The sequence below is a fragment of the Paenirhizobium naphthalenivorans genome, assembly GCF_007992095.1.
GTDB classification, from domain to species: domain Bacteria; phylum Pseudomonadota; class Alphaproteobacteria; order Rhizobiales; family Rhizobiaceae; genus Allorhizobium; species Allorhizobium naphthalenivorans.
In genome coordinates this window covers 1-15,209 of sequence record NZ_BJZP01000019.1, presented here as the reverse complement: position 1 = coordinate 15,209, position 15,209 = coordinate 1, and the positions used below count along the sequence as shown (strand labels likewise).

At 59.0% G+C, this 15,209-nt stretch carries 13 protein-coding genes, 2 tRNA genes and 1 riboswitch; of the genes, 3 read left to right on the top strand and 12 right to left on the bottom strand.

What is annotated here, in order from left to right:
• Window positions 1-63 precede the first annotated feature (63 nt).
• From RNA01_RS16565 to RNA01_RS16525, 9 genes are all read right to left on the bottom strand, one after another.
• Complete coding sequence (locus RNA01_RS16565) at window positions 64-804, bottom strand: helix-hairpin-helix domain-containing protein (protein WP_147181331.1); 741 nt, start codon at window positions 802-804, stop codon at window positions 64-66.
• 13 nt (window positions 805-817) lie between these two features.
• Window positions 818-2,122, bottom strand: a complete 1,305-nt coding sequence (nuoF, locus tag RNA01_RS16560; protein WP_147181330.1) for an NADH-quinone oxidoreductase subunit NuoF — start codon at window positions 2,120-2,122, stop codon at window positions 818-820.
• An 11-nt stretch (window positions 2,123-2,133) separates the two neighbouring features.
• A complete protein-coding gene (gene nuoE, locus RNA01_RS16555; RefSeq protein ID WP_147181329.1) occupies window positions 2,134-3,135 on the bottom strand; it encodes an NADH-quinone oxidoreductase subunit NuoE in 1,002 nt (333 codons plus the stop codon).
• 19 nt (window positions 3,136-3,154) lie between these two features.
• On the bottom strand, window positions 3,155-3,397 hold the full coding sequence (locus RNA01_RS16550) for a hypothetical protein (RefSeq protein WP_147181328.1): 243 nt from the start codon (window positions 3,395-3,397) through the stop codon (window positions 3,155-3,157).
• The gene (locus RNA01_RS16545; RefSeq protein ID WP_147181327.1) at window positions 3,397-4,587 is read right to left on the bottom strand and encodes an NADH-quinone oxidoreductase subunit D; all 1,191 of its coding nucleotides are present in this window, start codon (window positions 4,585-4,587) and stop codon (window positions 3,397-3,399) included. The genes RNA01_RS16550 and RNA01_RS16545 overlap by 1 nt, the downstream gene beginning before the upstream one ends.
• Before the next feature lie 18 nt (window positions 4,588-4,605).
• Window positions 4,606-5,208 (bottom strand): NADH-quinone oxidoreductase subunit C, encoded by a 603-nt coding sequence (locus tag RNA01_RS16540; protein ID WP_147181326.1) that lies wholly within the window; start codon window positions 5,206-5,208, stop codon window positions 4,606-4,608.
• Window positions 5,209-5,226: 18 nt separating this feature from the next.
• Entirely contained in the window at window positions 5,227-5,808 is a 582-nt protein-coding gene (locus RNA01_RS16535) for a NuoB/complex I 20 kDa subunit family protein (protein WP_147181325.1), read from the bottom strand.
• Entirely contained in the window at window positions 5,799-6,164 is a 366-nt protein-coding gene (locus RNA01_RS16530; RefSeq protein WP_147181324.1) for an NADH-quinone oxidoreductase subunit A, read from the bottom strand. The genes RNA01_RS16535 and RNA01_RS16530 overlap by 10 nt, the downstream gene beginning before the upstream one ends.
• Before the next feature lie 238 nt (window positions 6,165-6,402).
• Window positions 6,403-6,479, bottom strand: a tRNA-Asp gene (locus RNA01_RS16525).
• 339 nt (window positions 6,480-6,818) lie between these two features.
• Here RNA01_RS16525 and RNA01_RS16520 point away from each other — a divergent pair.
• Both RNA01_RS16520 and RNA01_RS16515 read left to right on the top strand, forming a co-directional pair.
• Window positions 6,819-6,894: transfer RNA gene (locus RNA01_RS16520), tRNA-Val, on the top strand.
• Window positions 6,895-7,435: 541 nt separating this feature from the next.
• A complete protein-coding gene (locus RNA01_RS16515) occupies window positions 7,436-9,151 on the top strand; it encodes an O-linked N-acetylglucosamine transferase, SPINDLY family protein (RefSeq protein ID WP_147181323.1) in 1,716 nt (571 codons plus the stop codon).
• 113 nt (window positions 9,152-9,264) lie between these two features.
• Here RNA01_RS16515 and RNA01_RS16510 read toward each other — a convergent pair whose 3' ends face one another.
• Window positions 9,265-10,377, bottom strand: a complete 1,113-nt coding sequence (locus RNA01_RS16510; protein ID WP_147181322.1) for a hypothetical protein — start codon at window positions 10,375-10,377, stop codon at window positions 9,265-9,267.
• Between the two features lie 154 nt (window positions 10,378-10,531).
• On the opposite strand from RNA01_RS16510, the gene RNA01_RS16505 reads away from it, so the two are divergent.
• Window positions 10,532-11,518, top strand: coding sequence for an aldo/keto reductase (locus RNA01_RS16505; RefSeq protein WP_147181321.1), 987 nt, complete (start codon window positions 10,532-10,534; stop codon window positions 11,516-11,518).
• Window positions 11,519-11,606: 88 nt separating this feature from the next.
• On the opposite strand, the gene RNA01_RS16500 is transcribed toward RNA01_RS16505, so the two are convergent.
• On the bottom strand, window positions 11,607-13,805 hold the full coding sequence (locus RNA01_RS16500; RefSeq protein WP_147181320.1) for an esterase-like activity of phytase family protein: 2,199 nt from the start codon (window positions 13,803-13,805) through the stop codon (window positions 11,607-11,609).
• A gap of 101 nt (window positions 13,806-13,906) precedes the next feature.
• Complete coding sequence (locus tag RNA01_RS16495) at window positions 13,907-14,806, bottom strand: DMT family transporter (RefSeq protein WP_147181319.1); 900 nt, start codon at window positions 14,804-14,806, stop codon at window positions 13,907-13,909.
• A gap of 174 nt (window positions 14,807-14,980) precedes the next feature.
• A riboswitch (FMN riboswitch) is annotated at window positions 14,981-15,140 on the bottom strand.
• Window positions 15,141-15,209: the final 69 nt, after the last annotated feature.

The following is a 15,209-nucleotide window of genomic DNA, read 5'->3' as shown; positions in this document are numbered from 1 at the left end:
GCGAAGCTGGACATCCTTGTCCTTTGCCGACCACGAGAGCCCCTGAGAGGCACACCGCGATCCCTATTTCTTGCCACCCGCCAGATTGCGAGCCTGACCTGCCCAGTCATCCCGGACCGCCCGGCCGTCGAGCCCGATCGCCTGATCAAGCGCGGCGAGCCCTTCCCCATCGAGCGCAGCGAGATCGGCGAAGCGCAAAATGCCCTTGCCATTCAGCACCTGCTCCAGCTTCGGACCGATGCCTTCGATCCTCTTCAGATCGTCGGCTCTGCCAGTCGCTCTTGGCGGTCTGGCAGGCTTGGCATCCTTAACAGGCGCTTCGGTCTCGGCCGAGGCCGCCTTAGCCTTTGCCGCCGAAGGCTTGACCATCGCTGACCTCGCCGCCGTCGACTTGTTCGCAACCGGCTTGGATGCCACAGACTTTGCCGCTTTCACCGTCGCTGGCTTCGGCTTCGTTGCCTTGACTGTTTTTACCACCTTGGCTGCGACCGGAGCCTCCGCCGGATCATTCCCTACCGGCTCGGCCTGGATGGAACCGGAGGTGTCTGCCTCTTTTTCCTCAAGCTTTCGAGCCAGCTTGTTGGTCGCCTCGACAGCACCCTGCAATGATCCAAGAAACATGCTCGTCATGTGCGTCGCCAAGCCGAAACCAATCGCGGTCGCAGCCGCAAACGCGGCCGTCGGATGCGCCATCAGAGGGTGGAGCGGCACATGCGGCATGTCCTTCAGCGCATCGGCGAGATGGCTGAAGTCAGCGGGCTCGCCCGCCTGTCCTTCTGCTGTCTTGTCCGGTGCCTTGGCCATTGACGCTCGTTCCTTACTCAGCCGCTTCCAGTACAACCCCATGCGCCATGGCGTTGCGGGTATACTGATCAATCCGCGCTTCGATCTCCGGCCGGAAATTGCGAATGAGCCCCTGGATCGGCCAGGCCGCAGCGTCGCCGAGCGCGCAGATCGTATGACCTTCAATCTGCTTGGTCACTTGGAACAGCATATCGATTTCACGCTTCTGGGCATTGCCCTTCACCATGCGCTCCATAACGCGCATCATCCAGCCGGTGCCTTCCCGGCACGGCGTGCACTGGCCGCAACTCTCGTGCTTAAAGAAAGCGGCGATGCGCCAGATAGCCTTGATGATGTCGGTCGACTTGTCCATGACGATCATGCCGCCGGTACCGAACGACGACTTGACCTCGCGCAGACCGTCGAAGTCCAGAACGACGTCCATCATGTCCTCGGCCTTGACGACCGGGCACGATGCACCGCCCGGGATAACGGCAAGAAGATTGTCCCAGCCGCCACGGATACCACCAGCGTGCTTCTCGATCATCTCACGGAAGGTCACGCCCATGCTCTCCTCGACCGTGCAGGGCCGGTTGACGTGGCCCGAGATCATGAAAAGCTTGGTGCCGACATTGTTCGGACGGCCAAAGCTGGAGAACCAGCCGGCACCCCGGCGCAAGATCGTCGGCGTCACGGCAATCGACTCGACGTTATTGACGGTGGTCGGGCAGCCGTAGAGACCCATGTTGGCAGGGAACGGCGGCTTCAGGCGCGGCTGGCCCTTCTTGCCTTCCAGGCTTTCGAGCAGCGCGGTTTCCTCGCCGCAGATATAAGCACCGGCACCGTGATGAACGATGATGTCGATGTCATAGCCGAGCTTGTTGTTCTTGCCGAGCAGCCCGTATTCGTAGCACTCGTCGATCGCAGCCTGAAGGGCTTCACGCTCGCGCATGAACTCGCCGCGCACATAGATGAAGGCGTGATTCGCACCCATGGCGAAGGAGGCGATCACGCAGCCTTCGATCAGCGTATGCGGATCGTGGCGCAGAATATCGCGGTCCTTGCAGGTGCCCGGTTCCGACTCGTCAGCGTTGACGACCAGATAATGGGGACGTCCATCACTTTCCTTCGGCATGAACGACCACTTGAGGCCGGTGGGGAAGCCAGCGCCGCCACGGCCGCGCAGACCGGAAGCCTTGACCTCGTTGACGATCCAGTCGCGGCCCTTCTCGAGCAGCTGCTTGGTGCCATCCCAATGACCACGGCTCATGGCGCCCTTCAGGGACTTGTCCTTGAGGCCGTAGATATTGGTAAAGATGCGGTCCTGATCTCTCAACATATCCTAACCCCTTACCGCGGCTTCTTGCCGAAGACCTTGATGTATTCGGCCTCGCCGCCCTTGGCGAGCGCCTTGGCCTGCTTGACCCAGTCATCTCGCTCGATGCGGCCGGCGAACTTCAGATAGCCGTCCACCCATTCCCGCTCGGCCTTTTTCCACCCAGCGACCTGGGCGAAGGTGTAAATGCCGAGACCGTTCAGAATGCCTTCGATCTTCGGGCCGACGCCGGAAATCATCTTCAAATCATCCGGCGTAGCCGGCTTTTCGACAGCGGACGGACGGTTCTTGTCGTCGAGTGCCGGCTGAGCAGAAGCGGTCGCCTTCTCAACGACTGGGGCCTCGGCCACCGTTTCCTTGACATCATTGGTTGCTGGCTTGGCGCTCTTTGGCGAAGTCTTGCCTTCCACCTCGATGAGCGTCGTCGGGCCACCGACCGGAGCAGAATAGACGCGATCGATCTGCGGGCCAGGCGTGATGTCGCTCCCCTTGCCCGCTTCAAAGCGATCGATGATGTGCTCAAGCTGGGTCGGCGTCAGATCTTCGTAGGAGTCCTTGAAAATCATGACCATCGGCGCGTTAACGCATGCGCCCTGACACTCGACCTCTTCCCACGACAGGGTACCATCGGCGTTCAACTCGAAGGGATCTTGATGGATCTTCTTCTTGCACACATTGATCAGGTCTTCTGCACCGCGCAGCATGCACGGGGTCGTGCCGCAGACCTGAACATGAGCGCGCGTCCCAACCGGCTTCAGCTGGAATTGGGTGTAAAAGGTCGCAACCTCCAGAACCCGGATATAGGGCATGGCGAGCTTGTCGGCGACGAATTCGATCGCCGCTCGGGTAACCCATCCGTCTTGCTCCTGGGCACGCATCAAGAGCGGGATCACCGCCGACTGCTGCCGGCCCTCGGGATACTTGGCAATCGTTGCCTCGGCCCAAATGGCATTCTCCTCGTTGAAGGAAAAGCCTGTCGGCTGGAATTGATCTTCGGCTAGTCGACGAACGGACATTACTTCCTCACGCCTTGTCTCAGTTTATGGATCCACACCGCGAACTCGTCAAAGACGTGAATTCACAGGCGTAGGCCGAATTGTCTTTCTGCAGGAATACGATCAACTTGGCACCGTTGGAAACGGTGGACTTGATCTCGTAGCCCTGCTTGATGAGGTCTCCCATTGATGTCGTCGAGCTGCTGGACGATAGCGCCGAGCTCTGCGCCTGCGCATTCGCGGCGAAGAGCATGACTGCGATCGTCAGCAGCGTCCGCGGCATCAGCGGTCCACCTCACCGAACACGATGTCGAGCGAACCGAGGATCGCCGAGATGTCAGCGAGCTGGTGGCCGCGGCAGATGTAGTCCATCGCCTGGAGATGCGCATAGCCCGGAGCGCGGATCTTGCAGCGGTACGGCTTGTTGGTGCCGTCCGATACGAGAAAGACGCCGAATTCGCCCTTCGGCGCCTCGACCGCCGCGTAAACTTCGCCCTCTGGTACGTGGTAGCCTTCGGTGTATAGCTTGAAATGGTGGATGAGCGCTTCCATCGACCGCTTCATCTCGCCCCGCTTCGGCGGAACCACCTTGCCGTCGATCGAAGAGATCGGACCGGTCTTCGCATCCCCCAGCAGGCGGTTGACGCACTGCTTCATGATCTTCACCGATTGGTGCATTTCGAACATACGGATCAGGTAACGGTCGTAGCAGTCACCGTTCTTACCAACCATGATGTCGAAGTCGAGATCGGCATAGCACTCATAGGGCTGAGACTTGCGCAGATCCCAAGCAGCGCCAGAGCCGCGCACCATGACGCCGGAGAAGCCCCAGGCCCAGCAATCCTCAAGGCTGACAACGCCGATGTCGACGTTACGTTGCTTGAAGATGCGGTTGCCGGTCAAAAGTGCGTCAATGTCGTCAAGCTTGGCCGGGAACTGGTCGCACCACTTGCCGATGTCCTCGACCAGTTCGTGCGGCAAGTCCTGATGAACACCGCCCGGACGGATATAGGCCGAGTGCATGCGCGCGCCGCAGGCGCGCTCATAGAACACCATGAGCTTCTCGCGCTCCTCGAAGCCCCAGAGTGGCGGCGTCAGAGCACCGACGTCCATGGCCTGGGTCGTGACATTCAGGAGGTGCGACAGGATACGACCGATTTCCGAGTAGAGCACACGGATCAACTGGCCGCGAATCGGGATCTCGACCCCGAGCAGCTTCTCGACAGCCATCGCGTAGGCATGTTCCTGGTTCATCGGCGCGACGTAGTCGAGACGATCGAAATAGGGAACGGCCTGCAGATAGGTCTTGGTTTCGATCAGTTTTTCGGTGCCACGGTGCAACAGGCCGATATGCGGATCGACGCGCTCTACGATTTCCCCGTCGAGTTCCAGCACGAGACGCAGAACGCCATGCGCCGCCGGATGCTGCGGACCAAAGTTGATGTTGAAATTGCGGACGTTGTGTTCCGTCATAACGCTAACCTTCCGTCCTTACTTCGCCGCCTTCTCGTCGCCAGGCAGCACGTAGTCCGTGCCTTCCCATGGCGAGAGAAAGTCGAAATTGCGGAATTCCTGCTTCAGCTCCACCGGCTCGTAAACGACGCGCTTGGCGTTGTCGTCATAGCGCACTTCGACAAAACCGGTGGTCGGGAAGTCCTTGCGCAGCGGATGCCCCTCAAAACCGTAGTCGGTCAGGATGCGGCGCAGATCCGGGTGATCGGTAAACATGATGCCGTACATATCCCAGGCCTCGCGCTCGAACCAGTCGGCGCCTGGAAAGACGGAACAGGCCGAAGGAACCGGCTTGTCCTCGTTGGTCGCGACCTTGACGCGGATGCGCAGATTCTGGCGCGGCGACAGCAGGTGGTAGACCACATCGAAGCGATCTTCACGCTGCGGGTAGTCGACGCCACAGATATCGACCAGATTGACGAACCCACACTGCACATCGTCGCGCAGGAAAGTCAGCAGCGCGATGATTGTGTCGGGCCTCGCCGTCAGGGTCAGCTCGCCAAAGCGCGACTCGGATGAGGCGATGAGCGCACCGCGCACCTCGGCGAGATAGGATGCAAGCTCGTTCAGGGCTTCACTCATTTGTCTCGTCCCTTCGCCTTACCGCTCGATGGTGCCGGTGCGGCGGATCTTCTTTTGCAGCAGAAGCACGCCATAGAGCAGCGCCTCCGCCGTGGGCGGACAGCCCGGCACGTATATATCGACCGGCACGACCCGGTCACAGCCGCGCACGACCGAATAGGAATAGTGGTAATAGCCACCGCCGTTGGCGCACGACCCCATCGAGATCACATAGCGCGGCTCAGGCATCTGATCGTAGACCTTGCGCAGAGCGGGTGCCATCTTGTTGGTAAGCGTACCAGCAACGATCATGACGTCAGACTGGCGCGGAGAAGCGCGCGGCGCGAAACCGAAACGCTCGACGTCATAGCGCGGCATAGAGAGCTGCATCATCTCGACCGCGCAGCAGGCAAGACCGAAGGTCATCCACATCAGCGAGCCGGTGCGCGCCCAGTTGATCAGCTCGTCGGTCGACGTGACGAGAAAACCCTTGTCTGCGAGTTCATTGTTGATCTCGCCGAAAAAAGCGTCGTCACTACCAATCGGCTTTCCGGTATTGGGGTCGATGACCCCTGTGGCCTGCGGCGCAACCAGCGTCGAGTTGGACTGGATCACTCCCATTCGAGCGCCCCCTTCTTCCATTCATAAATAAAGCCGATGGTCAGCACGCCGAGGAACACCATCATGGACCAGAAGCCGAACCAACCGATTTCACCGAAGGATACCGCCCAGGGAAAAAGGAAAGCGACTTCGAGGTCGAAGATGATGAAGAGGATCGACACCAGGTAGAAACGGATGTCGAATTTCATGCGCGCATCGTCGAAAGCGTTGAAGCCGCATTCGTATGCCGAAAGCTTTTCCGAATCGGGCGCCTTGAAGGCGACGGCAAACGGCGCGATCAACAGCGCCAGGCCGATTACCAAGGCAATACCGATGAAAATAGCAATCGGAAGGTAGGAACTGATCAGTTCAGTCATCATGTCCATCCCTGCTTGTATCGAGTGCCTGGCGGCATCTCGGGCCGATGGCCAACAAGCCGAAAAGAGTGTTGCAACGAGCCGTGGTTAGCGCAGCCTGCCCGCTTGCGCAAGACCGACCGAGGGCTTTTCACCCGATACAGCGAGGACTTTACCAGCCGGTAAAAACCGTGTCGCGCCAATTCGGTATATTATGGCGCTGCGGCGCAACAAAAGTCTAAAAATGGGAGGGAAAGAATGGCGCGAGTGACGGGGCTCGAACCCGCGACCTCCGGCGTGACAGGCCGGCACTCTAACCAACTGAGCTACACCCGCGCATTTCTCAAACAGAAGCGTTTCCGCTTCGTCACGTTCGGCTAGGCCGTCCGATGAGCGGCTAACTAAGGGGTTCGGTTATTGGTGTCAAGCGCGATCGAAGACAATTCCATGACGGACCGAATTTTGTTCACCGCATCAGGATCGATCCCCACGAACCCACGGACAACGCCCCTCTCCCTCCCCAGCGAAAAGCCCGGAAATCCAGGGCCCGGCAGCAAAACGCACCGACCGACCAACAAAAAAAACAAAAAATCTTCACAAACACTCTTGCGGATTTTTCCTGATCCGCATAGATGACGGCCACCGACGCGGCGGGCCGAGCCCGATGTCGCGGAAGGGCGATTAGCTCAGTTGGTAGAGCGCCTCGTTTACACCGAGGATGTCGGGAGTTCGAGTCTCTCATCGCCCACCATTCCCATTTTTTGATGCATTTGCTGCGGATTTAATCATCGAACCGTTAGAGCAGGCCTTTGACTTGCTCAGCATGCTATTTTCCAGTCGTGCGCGCCTCTGTCCCGCCGCACACACCCACCGGGAAAAACAGCGGATGCCACGGAATTACCAGCACGCACAACAAGCCGCATAACGTTGCAAAACAACCGTTCACGCATATCGAGATCGGCATCGACGCGAATATCAACGGGAGCGACAACCTCGCAGGCCACACCAAAGAGATTGCGCAGGAGGCCCTCCCCCATAATCAGCAGTCAGATTACGAGAGTGAAAGTGCGCCTTTCATTCACAAGCACCGGCAAGGCCGCGCGAGAAGCACCCCCCCCCTAGATCAATTGCATGGCGCCCACTATCCTACCCCTTAGACCGCCGAGAAATGGAACAAGACAAAAAAAACAAACGAACAACAAAAGAAATTTCCAAATGGCAACAGCCAAAATCACAATACGACTTTAAAAATCATGTAGTTTTCAACCTAAAATTACAAATATATTTACGAAATGAAACACAGAATATCATTAATAAGATTAAAATATATTGATAGAGATTTTCAATCTGTAGTTGATATATTCAAAGTAATCGAACAGAAGAATTCCATTAATGACTGTGCTTCTTTAGCAATGGTCGCCCAGAGTTACTACTATCAGGATAAATACGAATCGGCGGCCGAAGTTTTCGTCAGAGCAGCGAATATAGATTCGCCCGCTTCACTCAAGTTTTGCAATTTGGCGTTTGAGCTATTTCGCAAGGCCGGAAATACATGGAAGGCACTGCAAGCAGCAGACGCGATTCTGAAGCGATCACCGCGCGACCATACCGCGGCCGCCTTTCGCCGCCACCACCTCTTTGATTTTCTCCTCACTGAGGAATTGTTAGAGGCTAACAAGCAGGCGATGGCTGGCATCACAGCAAATGATGAATTCATAAGATCCTGCGAATTGCCATTTAATAACCTCATGTGGTGCGGGGACGAAGGCATCAACTCCCGGATTCGCGACCTCAGAGCCCCCCTTTTCTCAAGTGACGACCGCAAAAGGCGCCGCGCTCAACCGCATCAGTTCGCACGTAAGATCAGGATCGGATATTTCTCAGCGGACTTCTCCAGCGCCCACGCTACCATCATTTTGATGCGCGGCGTCCTTGAGTGTCACGACCGCAATGACTTCGAGATCACGCTCTATTGCAACACTCCCGACTCGCTCATCGCCAATGACGCGGGTTTCCGACAAGAGGTCGGTAAACTGGTCAGCATCAGAGATCTCACAGATGCGGAGGCACATGCTCGAATCCGCGATGACGGGATCGACATTCTGGTCGATCTTAAAGGGCACACGAGTGGCGCTCGTATCGGGCTGATAAACTCAGGCCCCGCCCCCATCCAAGTTTCGTGGCTCGGCTTTCCTGGCAGTGTAACCGGGATCGATTGTGACTATGTAATTGGCGACCCTACCGTCACCCCTGACACCAGCAAACCGTTTTATCATGAAAAATTCTGCCGACTGCCAGAGTGCTATCAGGCGAATGACAACAAAAGGCGGCCGCTGCCTCCGCCCATGAGGCGCCAAGACGCTGGCATTCCGACAGACAGAATGATTTTCGCATCGTTTAACAACGTCAAGAAGATCTCTCCTGAAACCATCGGCGCTTGGGCCAGCATACTAAGGAATTGCCCCGATAGCATTCTCTGGATGATGTGCGACAATGAAATAGCGCAAGAAAACCTTCTGCGCTACTTAGACGCGCAATCAGTGGCGCCCGACAGAGTGATTTTTGCAAGACCGATTGGTTACGAAGCTCATATCGCCAGATTGCAGGCCGCAGATTTATGCCTAGACACTTTTCCGTGCAACGGACATACGACAACATCAGACTGCCTGTGGGCAGGCTTGCCGGTATTGACAACCAAGGGAAGTAACTTTGCGTCAAGAGTGTCCGAGAGCCTTTTAGTTGCGGCTGGGGTGCCTGAACTGGTTTCCGAAAGCACCGATGAATATGTCGCACTCGCTTGCGAACTGGCCAAGAACCAAAGTCTCCTGAAAAGCCTGCGGCAGCGCCTGCTGGATAATCGATTCTCCGCTCCTCTTTTTGATACAGAGCGGTTCACTCGCCATTTGGAACGCGGCTACCGCATGATGGTCGAGCGCCGCAAAGCGGGATTGGACCCGGACAACATCGATGTGCCGGCATTTCCGCCCCGCCAAGAGCCATTCCGTTGATCAGCTTCTTCGTCTCGCAGCCCACTGCGGACAGAGCAAGGCCGGGCCGGCCTATACCTTGGGATCGGCACGAATCAGCCCTGCGAGACACGAATCGCGGCGCGGCTTTACCGTCAGGCAAACCGCGCGATCCTCAGCAAAACCGGCAACGCCGGCGACTGGGCCAGGCCCGCGCGGCGCAATGGCCATAGCACAAGCTTGAGCAACCGTTTGAGCACGAAGGCGCCGATCACAAGCGACAGACCCGCGAGCGCGGATGCGACGGCATAGAGCATCGCGCCGACCTCCAGAATCGAGCGTCCCAGGAATTTCATCACCGCGTGCGTCCCGTCGCCGAAGTGAGTCGCGACCTTTTGCAGCTTGCGCAGTTCCTTCGGGCTCTCAGCGAGCGACAGGGCTGCAACCGAGCTTCGCATGCCGCCTTTCGTTGAAATCTCACCAAGAACAGTGGCGTCATCGATCAGCGCACGGGCTGCAGTGTCGTCAACTGAGCGAACGGCAGCCGTGCGCAGCCGAGAAAGACCAAGCGCACCTTCGTCCGCAGCGGCCGTGAATTCCGCCTTCAGCAGCCGGGTGTCGACGATCTTCGCGACGTTCTTCGACAAGTAGGCGGTGAGAGGAGCCGAGAGCTTCCGGCTCCGGTAAGCACTCTTCAGGACGGAGAGACCGGCATCGGGTACGACTGTAGCACCGGCACTACCGTAGGCCGATACCGTCAAGCCGAGTCCGACCGCAGAAAGACCCAGCAGAATCGGATCGTATCCATCGTTTGAGAGATAACGAAAACCCTGGACCGAAAAGTCGCGCAGGTCGCCGACACCGATCAGGTCACTCGCCACCGAACCGGCGATTTCCGCGCCACTGTCAAGCGAACCGAAAACGAAACCTTTCGCCGCCCGGCGGCCCGACTGATAGGCGCGCCCAAGCAACGTTCCCTGGGCACGGTCGCGCAAGGCCGGCGGAAGCTCGTGGCCGTGGCGGATGGCGAGATCGCAAAGCGCTGTCGCATAGGCATGGTCGCCGTCGGCAATGGCCTGCTCGATTTCTGTAACAAACGCCTGGGTCGAGGCCATGTAGAGGCGGAACCCGGCCAGCGCGGCAGGATCCACCAACCCCAAGGCTGCGCCGGCGCTGTATACGACGGTCGCGGAATTCCACACTGCAAGCCCTGCGGCCAGCAGCGAGACAAAACGCAGAACCTTGAGCAGCGTCAATATCCGTGTCACGGCGTTATGTTATGCTTAATTCACGGTGTTTTTGCGGCGTGCATGGGCAATGGGCGGCCGAGCATGTCCGGCAACCAGACGCATCCAGCCTTGCCCGGGTGGGCACCGCTTGGTAACCGCAACAATACAGAAAATGACCTATGGAGGATCACCCATGCGCCTGCATTCATTCGGAAGAACGGACTTCACTGTCAGCGACATCGGCTTCGGCGCTTGGCAGATCGGCGGTTCCTGGGGCGAGGTCTCCGAAGCCGACGGACGGGCGGCGCTCAATGCCGCGCTCGACGCTGGCGTGACTTTCGTCGATACTGCGGACGTCTACGGCGATGGCCGCTCGGAGCGAATCATCGCCGACGTCCTGAAAACCCGCGGCGGGGCTCGCCCGATGGTGGCGACCAAGGCCGGACGGCGCCTCGATCCGCACGTCGCCGACGGCTATACCAAGGTCAATCTCGAAGGTTTCATCGACAGGTCGTTGAAAAACCTGGCGGTCGAGCGTCTCGATCTCGTCCAGCTGCACTGCCCGCCGACAGACGTCTACTATCGGCCTGAGGTCTTCGAGGCACTGGAGCAGCTCAAGCGCGCCGGCAAGATCGCCAATTATGGCGTGAGTGTCGAAAAGGTCGAGGAAGGGTTGAAGGCCATCGAATATCCGGGCGTCGTCAGCGTGCAGATCATCTTCAACATGTTCCGCCAGCGCCCGGCCGGCCTGTTCTTTCAGGAAGCGAAACGCCGCAATGTCGCGGTAATCGCGCGCGTACCGCTGGCGAGCGGCCTTCTGTCGGGCAAAATCACGGCGGCAACGAAGTTCGCAGCGGAAGACCACCGTAGCTTCAATCGCCACGGCGAGGCCTTCGATGTCGGTGAGACCTTTGCCGGCGTGCCGTTCGAAACGGGGCTGCAGGCGGTAGAGGAAGTACGCAAGCTTGTGCCCGCAGGCACGGCGATGGCGGCGTTTGCGCTGCGCTGGATCCTGATGCACGAGGCGGTCACCGTCGTGATCCCCGGCGCGCGCAACGAGGCCCAAGCGAAAGCGAACGCAGCAGTGTCCGACTTGCCGGCTATTTCGGCCGATGTCATGGCGGCGGCAAAGGAGATCTACGACCGACTGATCGCACCGCACGTGCACCAGCGCTGGTAGGACAACTGCGCAAACGGAACCAGCACAGCAAATGGCGGAGGCCGGAAGATCGCTCACCCGGCCTCCAGTCGTCTTGGGAGGACGAAGCTTAGTTGGTGCCCTTGAGGTCGACCGGGAAAAACAGGGTCTCGCCCGACGAATCATCGACACCGTCATTGTCGGTCACGGCATAGGCCTGGCCTGACGCATCGAAGGTAAAGCCTTCGAGCTTGTCGACAACATAGCCATTGGTGGCGGCTTTGAGGTCCGGCAGGAAGTCGTGGACCTCCTCCTTCTTGACCAGCGGCAGCTCGCCACCGATCTTGGCCGGCTTCAGATCGGCAAGCGCCACGCGGTAGAGCTTCTTGATCTTGGCCGCATCGCCGATCTGGTTGTCGCGTTCGATGATGTAGACGTAGTCGCCATGGGCGGAGATTTCCGAGAGGCCGACCCAACCGGCTTCACCCTTGTCCAGCGGATAGCGCACAGCGCCCCACTCCTTGGACTTCGGATTGTAGGAGACGAGCTTGACCGTCCCCTTCTCGTCGTCCTTCCACTCGCGCTGAACAGCCATCCACAGCGTCGCATCATCGCCCGAACCGATCATGGTGACACCCTCGAAACCGAAGCGGATCTCGTTCTTCAGCAGATCGGCAGGAAGCGCGATCTCTTCCTTAATCTCGCCCTTGTTGCTGACATGGTAGAGTGCATGCGGTGTAAGCTTGTCCGAATTACCTTCGGAAGCCAGCCAGAAGCCGCCCTTGCCGTCAAGCGTAATGCCCTCCATGTCGAGTTTCTGCGCTGCCTGGCCGCCGCGGGTGACCGGCAGGGCAGACACGATCCTGGCCGGCTTGGCAGTGGCGTCGATGGTGAAGATTGTCGGCTGCATGCTATAGAAGCTGTCGTTGACCGCGTAGAGCTGGCCAGCCTTTTCAGCATCGCCGACGAGACCGGAAAGCGCGCCCCAACCGATCGGCGAATCATCGACCATATCCGACTGGATCATCGGATAGGCCTTCTCGCCTTCAGCCAGTTCATAAAGCATGACATGCGAACGGGCGCCTCCATCCTCGACCAGGTCCACCTCGTTGGCGGTGGCAAGCAGGTTGCGGCCCGGAATGGCGACGACGCCTTCAGGCGAAATGCCCGACGGCAGGATCTGCATCAGTTCAGGCTCGGCGCCTGTGTCCTTGTAAACCGCGGCGACGGAGGCGCGCTCGGACAGAACGAAGAAATACCTCTGGTCGCCAAAGGTTGCCGTTTCCAGGCCTTCGAGTTCGACACCCTTCTTCTTGGCGCGCTTGTCAGGGAAATGGCCGAGACGGGCGATTTCCAGCTCAAGCGACGGCCCCGATTCGAACAGTTCCTTGCCGGTCTTGTCGAAGATCGTGAAGCTGCGCGAACCGCCCTCATAGTCACCCTCATTGGCGATGACGATTCGGTTGTCGTCGAGCCACTTGACGGCGTCGGGTTCGCGTTTGACGCCTTCCAGCTTGCCAGTGAATTTCAGCGCGCCATCAGTCTTGGTGTCAATACCGGCAATGTCGACCGCGCCGGCGGAGAAGTGCGACTTCACTTCACCCGTCTTGCCATCGATGATGACGATGTGGTTGTTCTCCTGCATCGTCAGCGCGATTTCGCCAAGACTGTTGATCGAAACGAATTCCGGTTCAGGATCTTCCGGGGCGATTTCGGCCAGACCGGTCACGTCGACATGCTTGATCGTTGCGCAATCAGCCACGCCGTCCTTGAGCGAAACGATGATCAGGTCGCCGGCCGGCATCTGCGGCAGGGCTCCGTCGTTCAACTCTTCGTCGCGCTCGTTCTCGATGGCGATCGCGGCGAAGGTCTTGTCCGGGGAAATGGCGACCGAATCTGGCTGACCGCCGAGGTCACAAGAGGCCTCAACCGTCTTGGTAGCGAGATCGACAACATCGAGCTTGCCCGAAGGCTTCACATAGCTTTCGGAGGTATTGACGGCGACGAGGGCTTTACCGCCCGCGATACCGACCGAAGTCGGTTCGCCACCCATCATCAGCGCGCCGCCGGCCTTTGGAGCCCTGGCGTCCGAAATGTCAACGAATCCGATCGCGCCAAGCGGGCTATCGGAATAGACGAGCGTCATACCATCTTCGCTGGCCGCAATGATTTCAGCGGAAGAAACGGACTTCACGTCCTTGTCGGCCGGCATGTTGGCGGCGACAGGGAAGGACGCGATGCGATTGAATACCTGTTCGGCACTGGCCGGAACGGCAACGGATGCCAGCAACGCCGCGGTCAGCGCTGCGCGGGAAAGACCATATGTCATGGGGAAACCTCCTGTTTCCGTGAAAAGGGACAGGGAGCCTTTTGCGTCATGGCGATGACAAGCGGATGACAAAGGAGACATTCCTCTGTCGGCGCCTCGTGTCAGGCTGCGGCCCGTTCCTTGCGCATTTCCACCGTCATCAGGAACAGCGAGCCGCCGAGGATCAGAGCCGCGCCGAGCCAGAGATAGCCGGCGGGCGCGTAGCCGAAGACCAGCCAGCCGGCGAGCACGTTGAGCGGCAGCTTCAGATCATCGAAGGGCTGAACATAGGCGGCGTCGGCCGCCTTATAGGCAAGCGTCAGCAGATACTGGCCGACGACCGTCAGCAAACCGGCAGAGAGCAGCAGCACCAGTGCCAACCCGGATGGCACCACGAAGCCGGAAGCCAGGGCCAGACCAGCGTTGATCGGCGTCAAAAGCACCAGCAGCCAGACAGTAACGGTCTCAGGCGGCTCGAAAGCCGTCAGGTTCTTCATCAGCAGCGACGAGCCGCCCCATAGCAACGCAGAGAGGATCGGCAGCAGCGCTGCCGGCGCAAAACTCTCCGACCAGGGTTGCAGGATGATCATCGCCCCGGCAAAGCCGACAAGCGTCGCGGCCCAACGGGTTCGCCCGACCTCCTCGCCAAGAAACAGCCTGGCGCCGATGATGATAAAGAAGGGCGAGGTCATCACCAGCGCGATCGCCTGCCAGATCGGCACGGTGGCGAGACCGGCGACCCAGGCCTGCACGCCAAGCGCAGCAAGCAGCACGCGCAGAAGATGGCGTCCAGGATAGCGCGTACGCATGGCGCCAAGGCCAAGCCTAAAGAGCAAGGGTACTGAAAGCACGAGGGCGAAGCCATACTGCCAAAAGGCAGCCGAGGCGGGTGAAAAGGCGAGTGTCATTGCCAGCCATTGCGTGGCGACATTGAGAATTGCAAAGGCAATACCCGCCAGCACCATGTAGGAAGCGCCGACAAAAGCCCGAGAACGGGAGAGCGTAAGGGAGCTCTGATTCATGTTTCTTTCCTTCACAAAGGACCAACACAAATCAGGACGCATGAGGGCAAGTGCGCAGCCAGCCGCGCATGCGGTCTGCCACACCTGAATGCCGTGCGATCGAGACCGACGACACACTGGAGCGAGGCCTCCCCACTCCCGGATCGCCTCCGGGAATACGGTGCATGCCCCTTGCCTCATTCTCTTTCATCCGGACTGTGACCGTCGGCTCCGGAATTCAACCGGATCTGCTGACCTTTCCGAGGCGGCGCGGGCCACCATGAAAAGCGCTCGCGGGCTCGGAGAATACCTCCCTACCGCCGGTGGGGACTTTCACCCCGCCCTGAGAACGAATGCCGGAAACCCGGCACGGCAAGGGATAGGCCAAGCCCCAACCCCGCACAAGCGGCGCAGATGAAAAAGT

Bases quoted from the DNA above. Each gene is read 5' to 3' on its own strand.
- RNA01_RS16565 (WP_147181331.1), bottom strand. From the start codon at position 804: ATGGCCAAGGCACCGGACAAGACAGCAGAAGGACAGGCGGGCGAGCCC.
- nuoF (WP_147181330.1), bottom strand. From the start codon at position 2,122: ATGTTGAGAGATCAGGACCGCATCTTTACCAATATCTACGGCCTCAAG.
- nuoE (WP_147181329.1), bottom strand. From the start codon at position 3,135: ATGTCCGTTCGTCGACTAGCCGAAGATCAATTCCAGCCGACAGGCTTT.
- RNA01_RS16550 (WP_147181328.1), bottom strand. From the start codon at position 3,397: ATGCCGCGGACGCTGCTGACGATCGCAGTCATGCTCTTCGCCGCGAAT.
- RNA01_RS16545 (WP_147181327.1), bottom strand. From the start codon at position 4,587: ATGACGGAACACAACGTCCGCAATTTCAACATCAACTTTGGTCCGCAG.
- RNA01_RS16540 (WP_147181326.1), bottom strand. From the start codon at position 5,208: ATGAGTGAAGCCCTGAACGAGCTTGCATCCTATCTCGCCGAGGTGCGC.
- RNA01_RS16535 (WP_147181325.1), bottom strand. From the start codon at position 5,808: ATGGGAGTGATCCAGTCCAACTCGACGCTGGTTGCGCCGCAGGCCACA.
- RNA01_RS16530 (WP_147181324.1), bottom strand. From the start codon at position 6,164: ATGACTGAACTGATCAGTTCCTACCTTCCGATTGCTATTTTCATCGGT.
- RNA01_RS16515 (WP_147181323.1), top strand. From the start codon at position 7,436: ATGAAACACAGAATATCATTAATAAGATTAAAATATATTGATAGAGAT.
- RNA01_RS16505 (WP_147181321.1), top strand. From the start codon at position 10,532: ATGCGCCTGCATTCATTCGGAAGAACGGACTTCACTGTCAGCGACATC.
- RNA01_RS16500 (WP_147181320.1), bottom strand. From the start codon at position 13,805: ATGACATATGGTCTTTCCCGCGCAGCGCTGACCGCGGCGTTGCTGGCA.
- RNA01_RS16495 (WP_147181319.1), bottom strand. From the start codon at position 14,806: ATGAATCAGAGCTCCCTTACGCTCTCCCGTTCTCGGGCTTTTGTCGGC.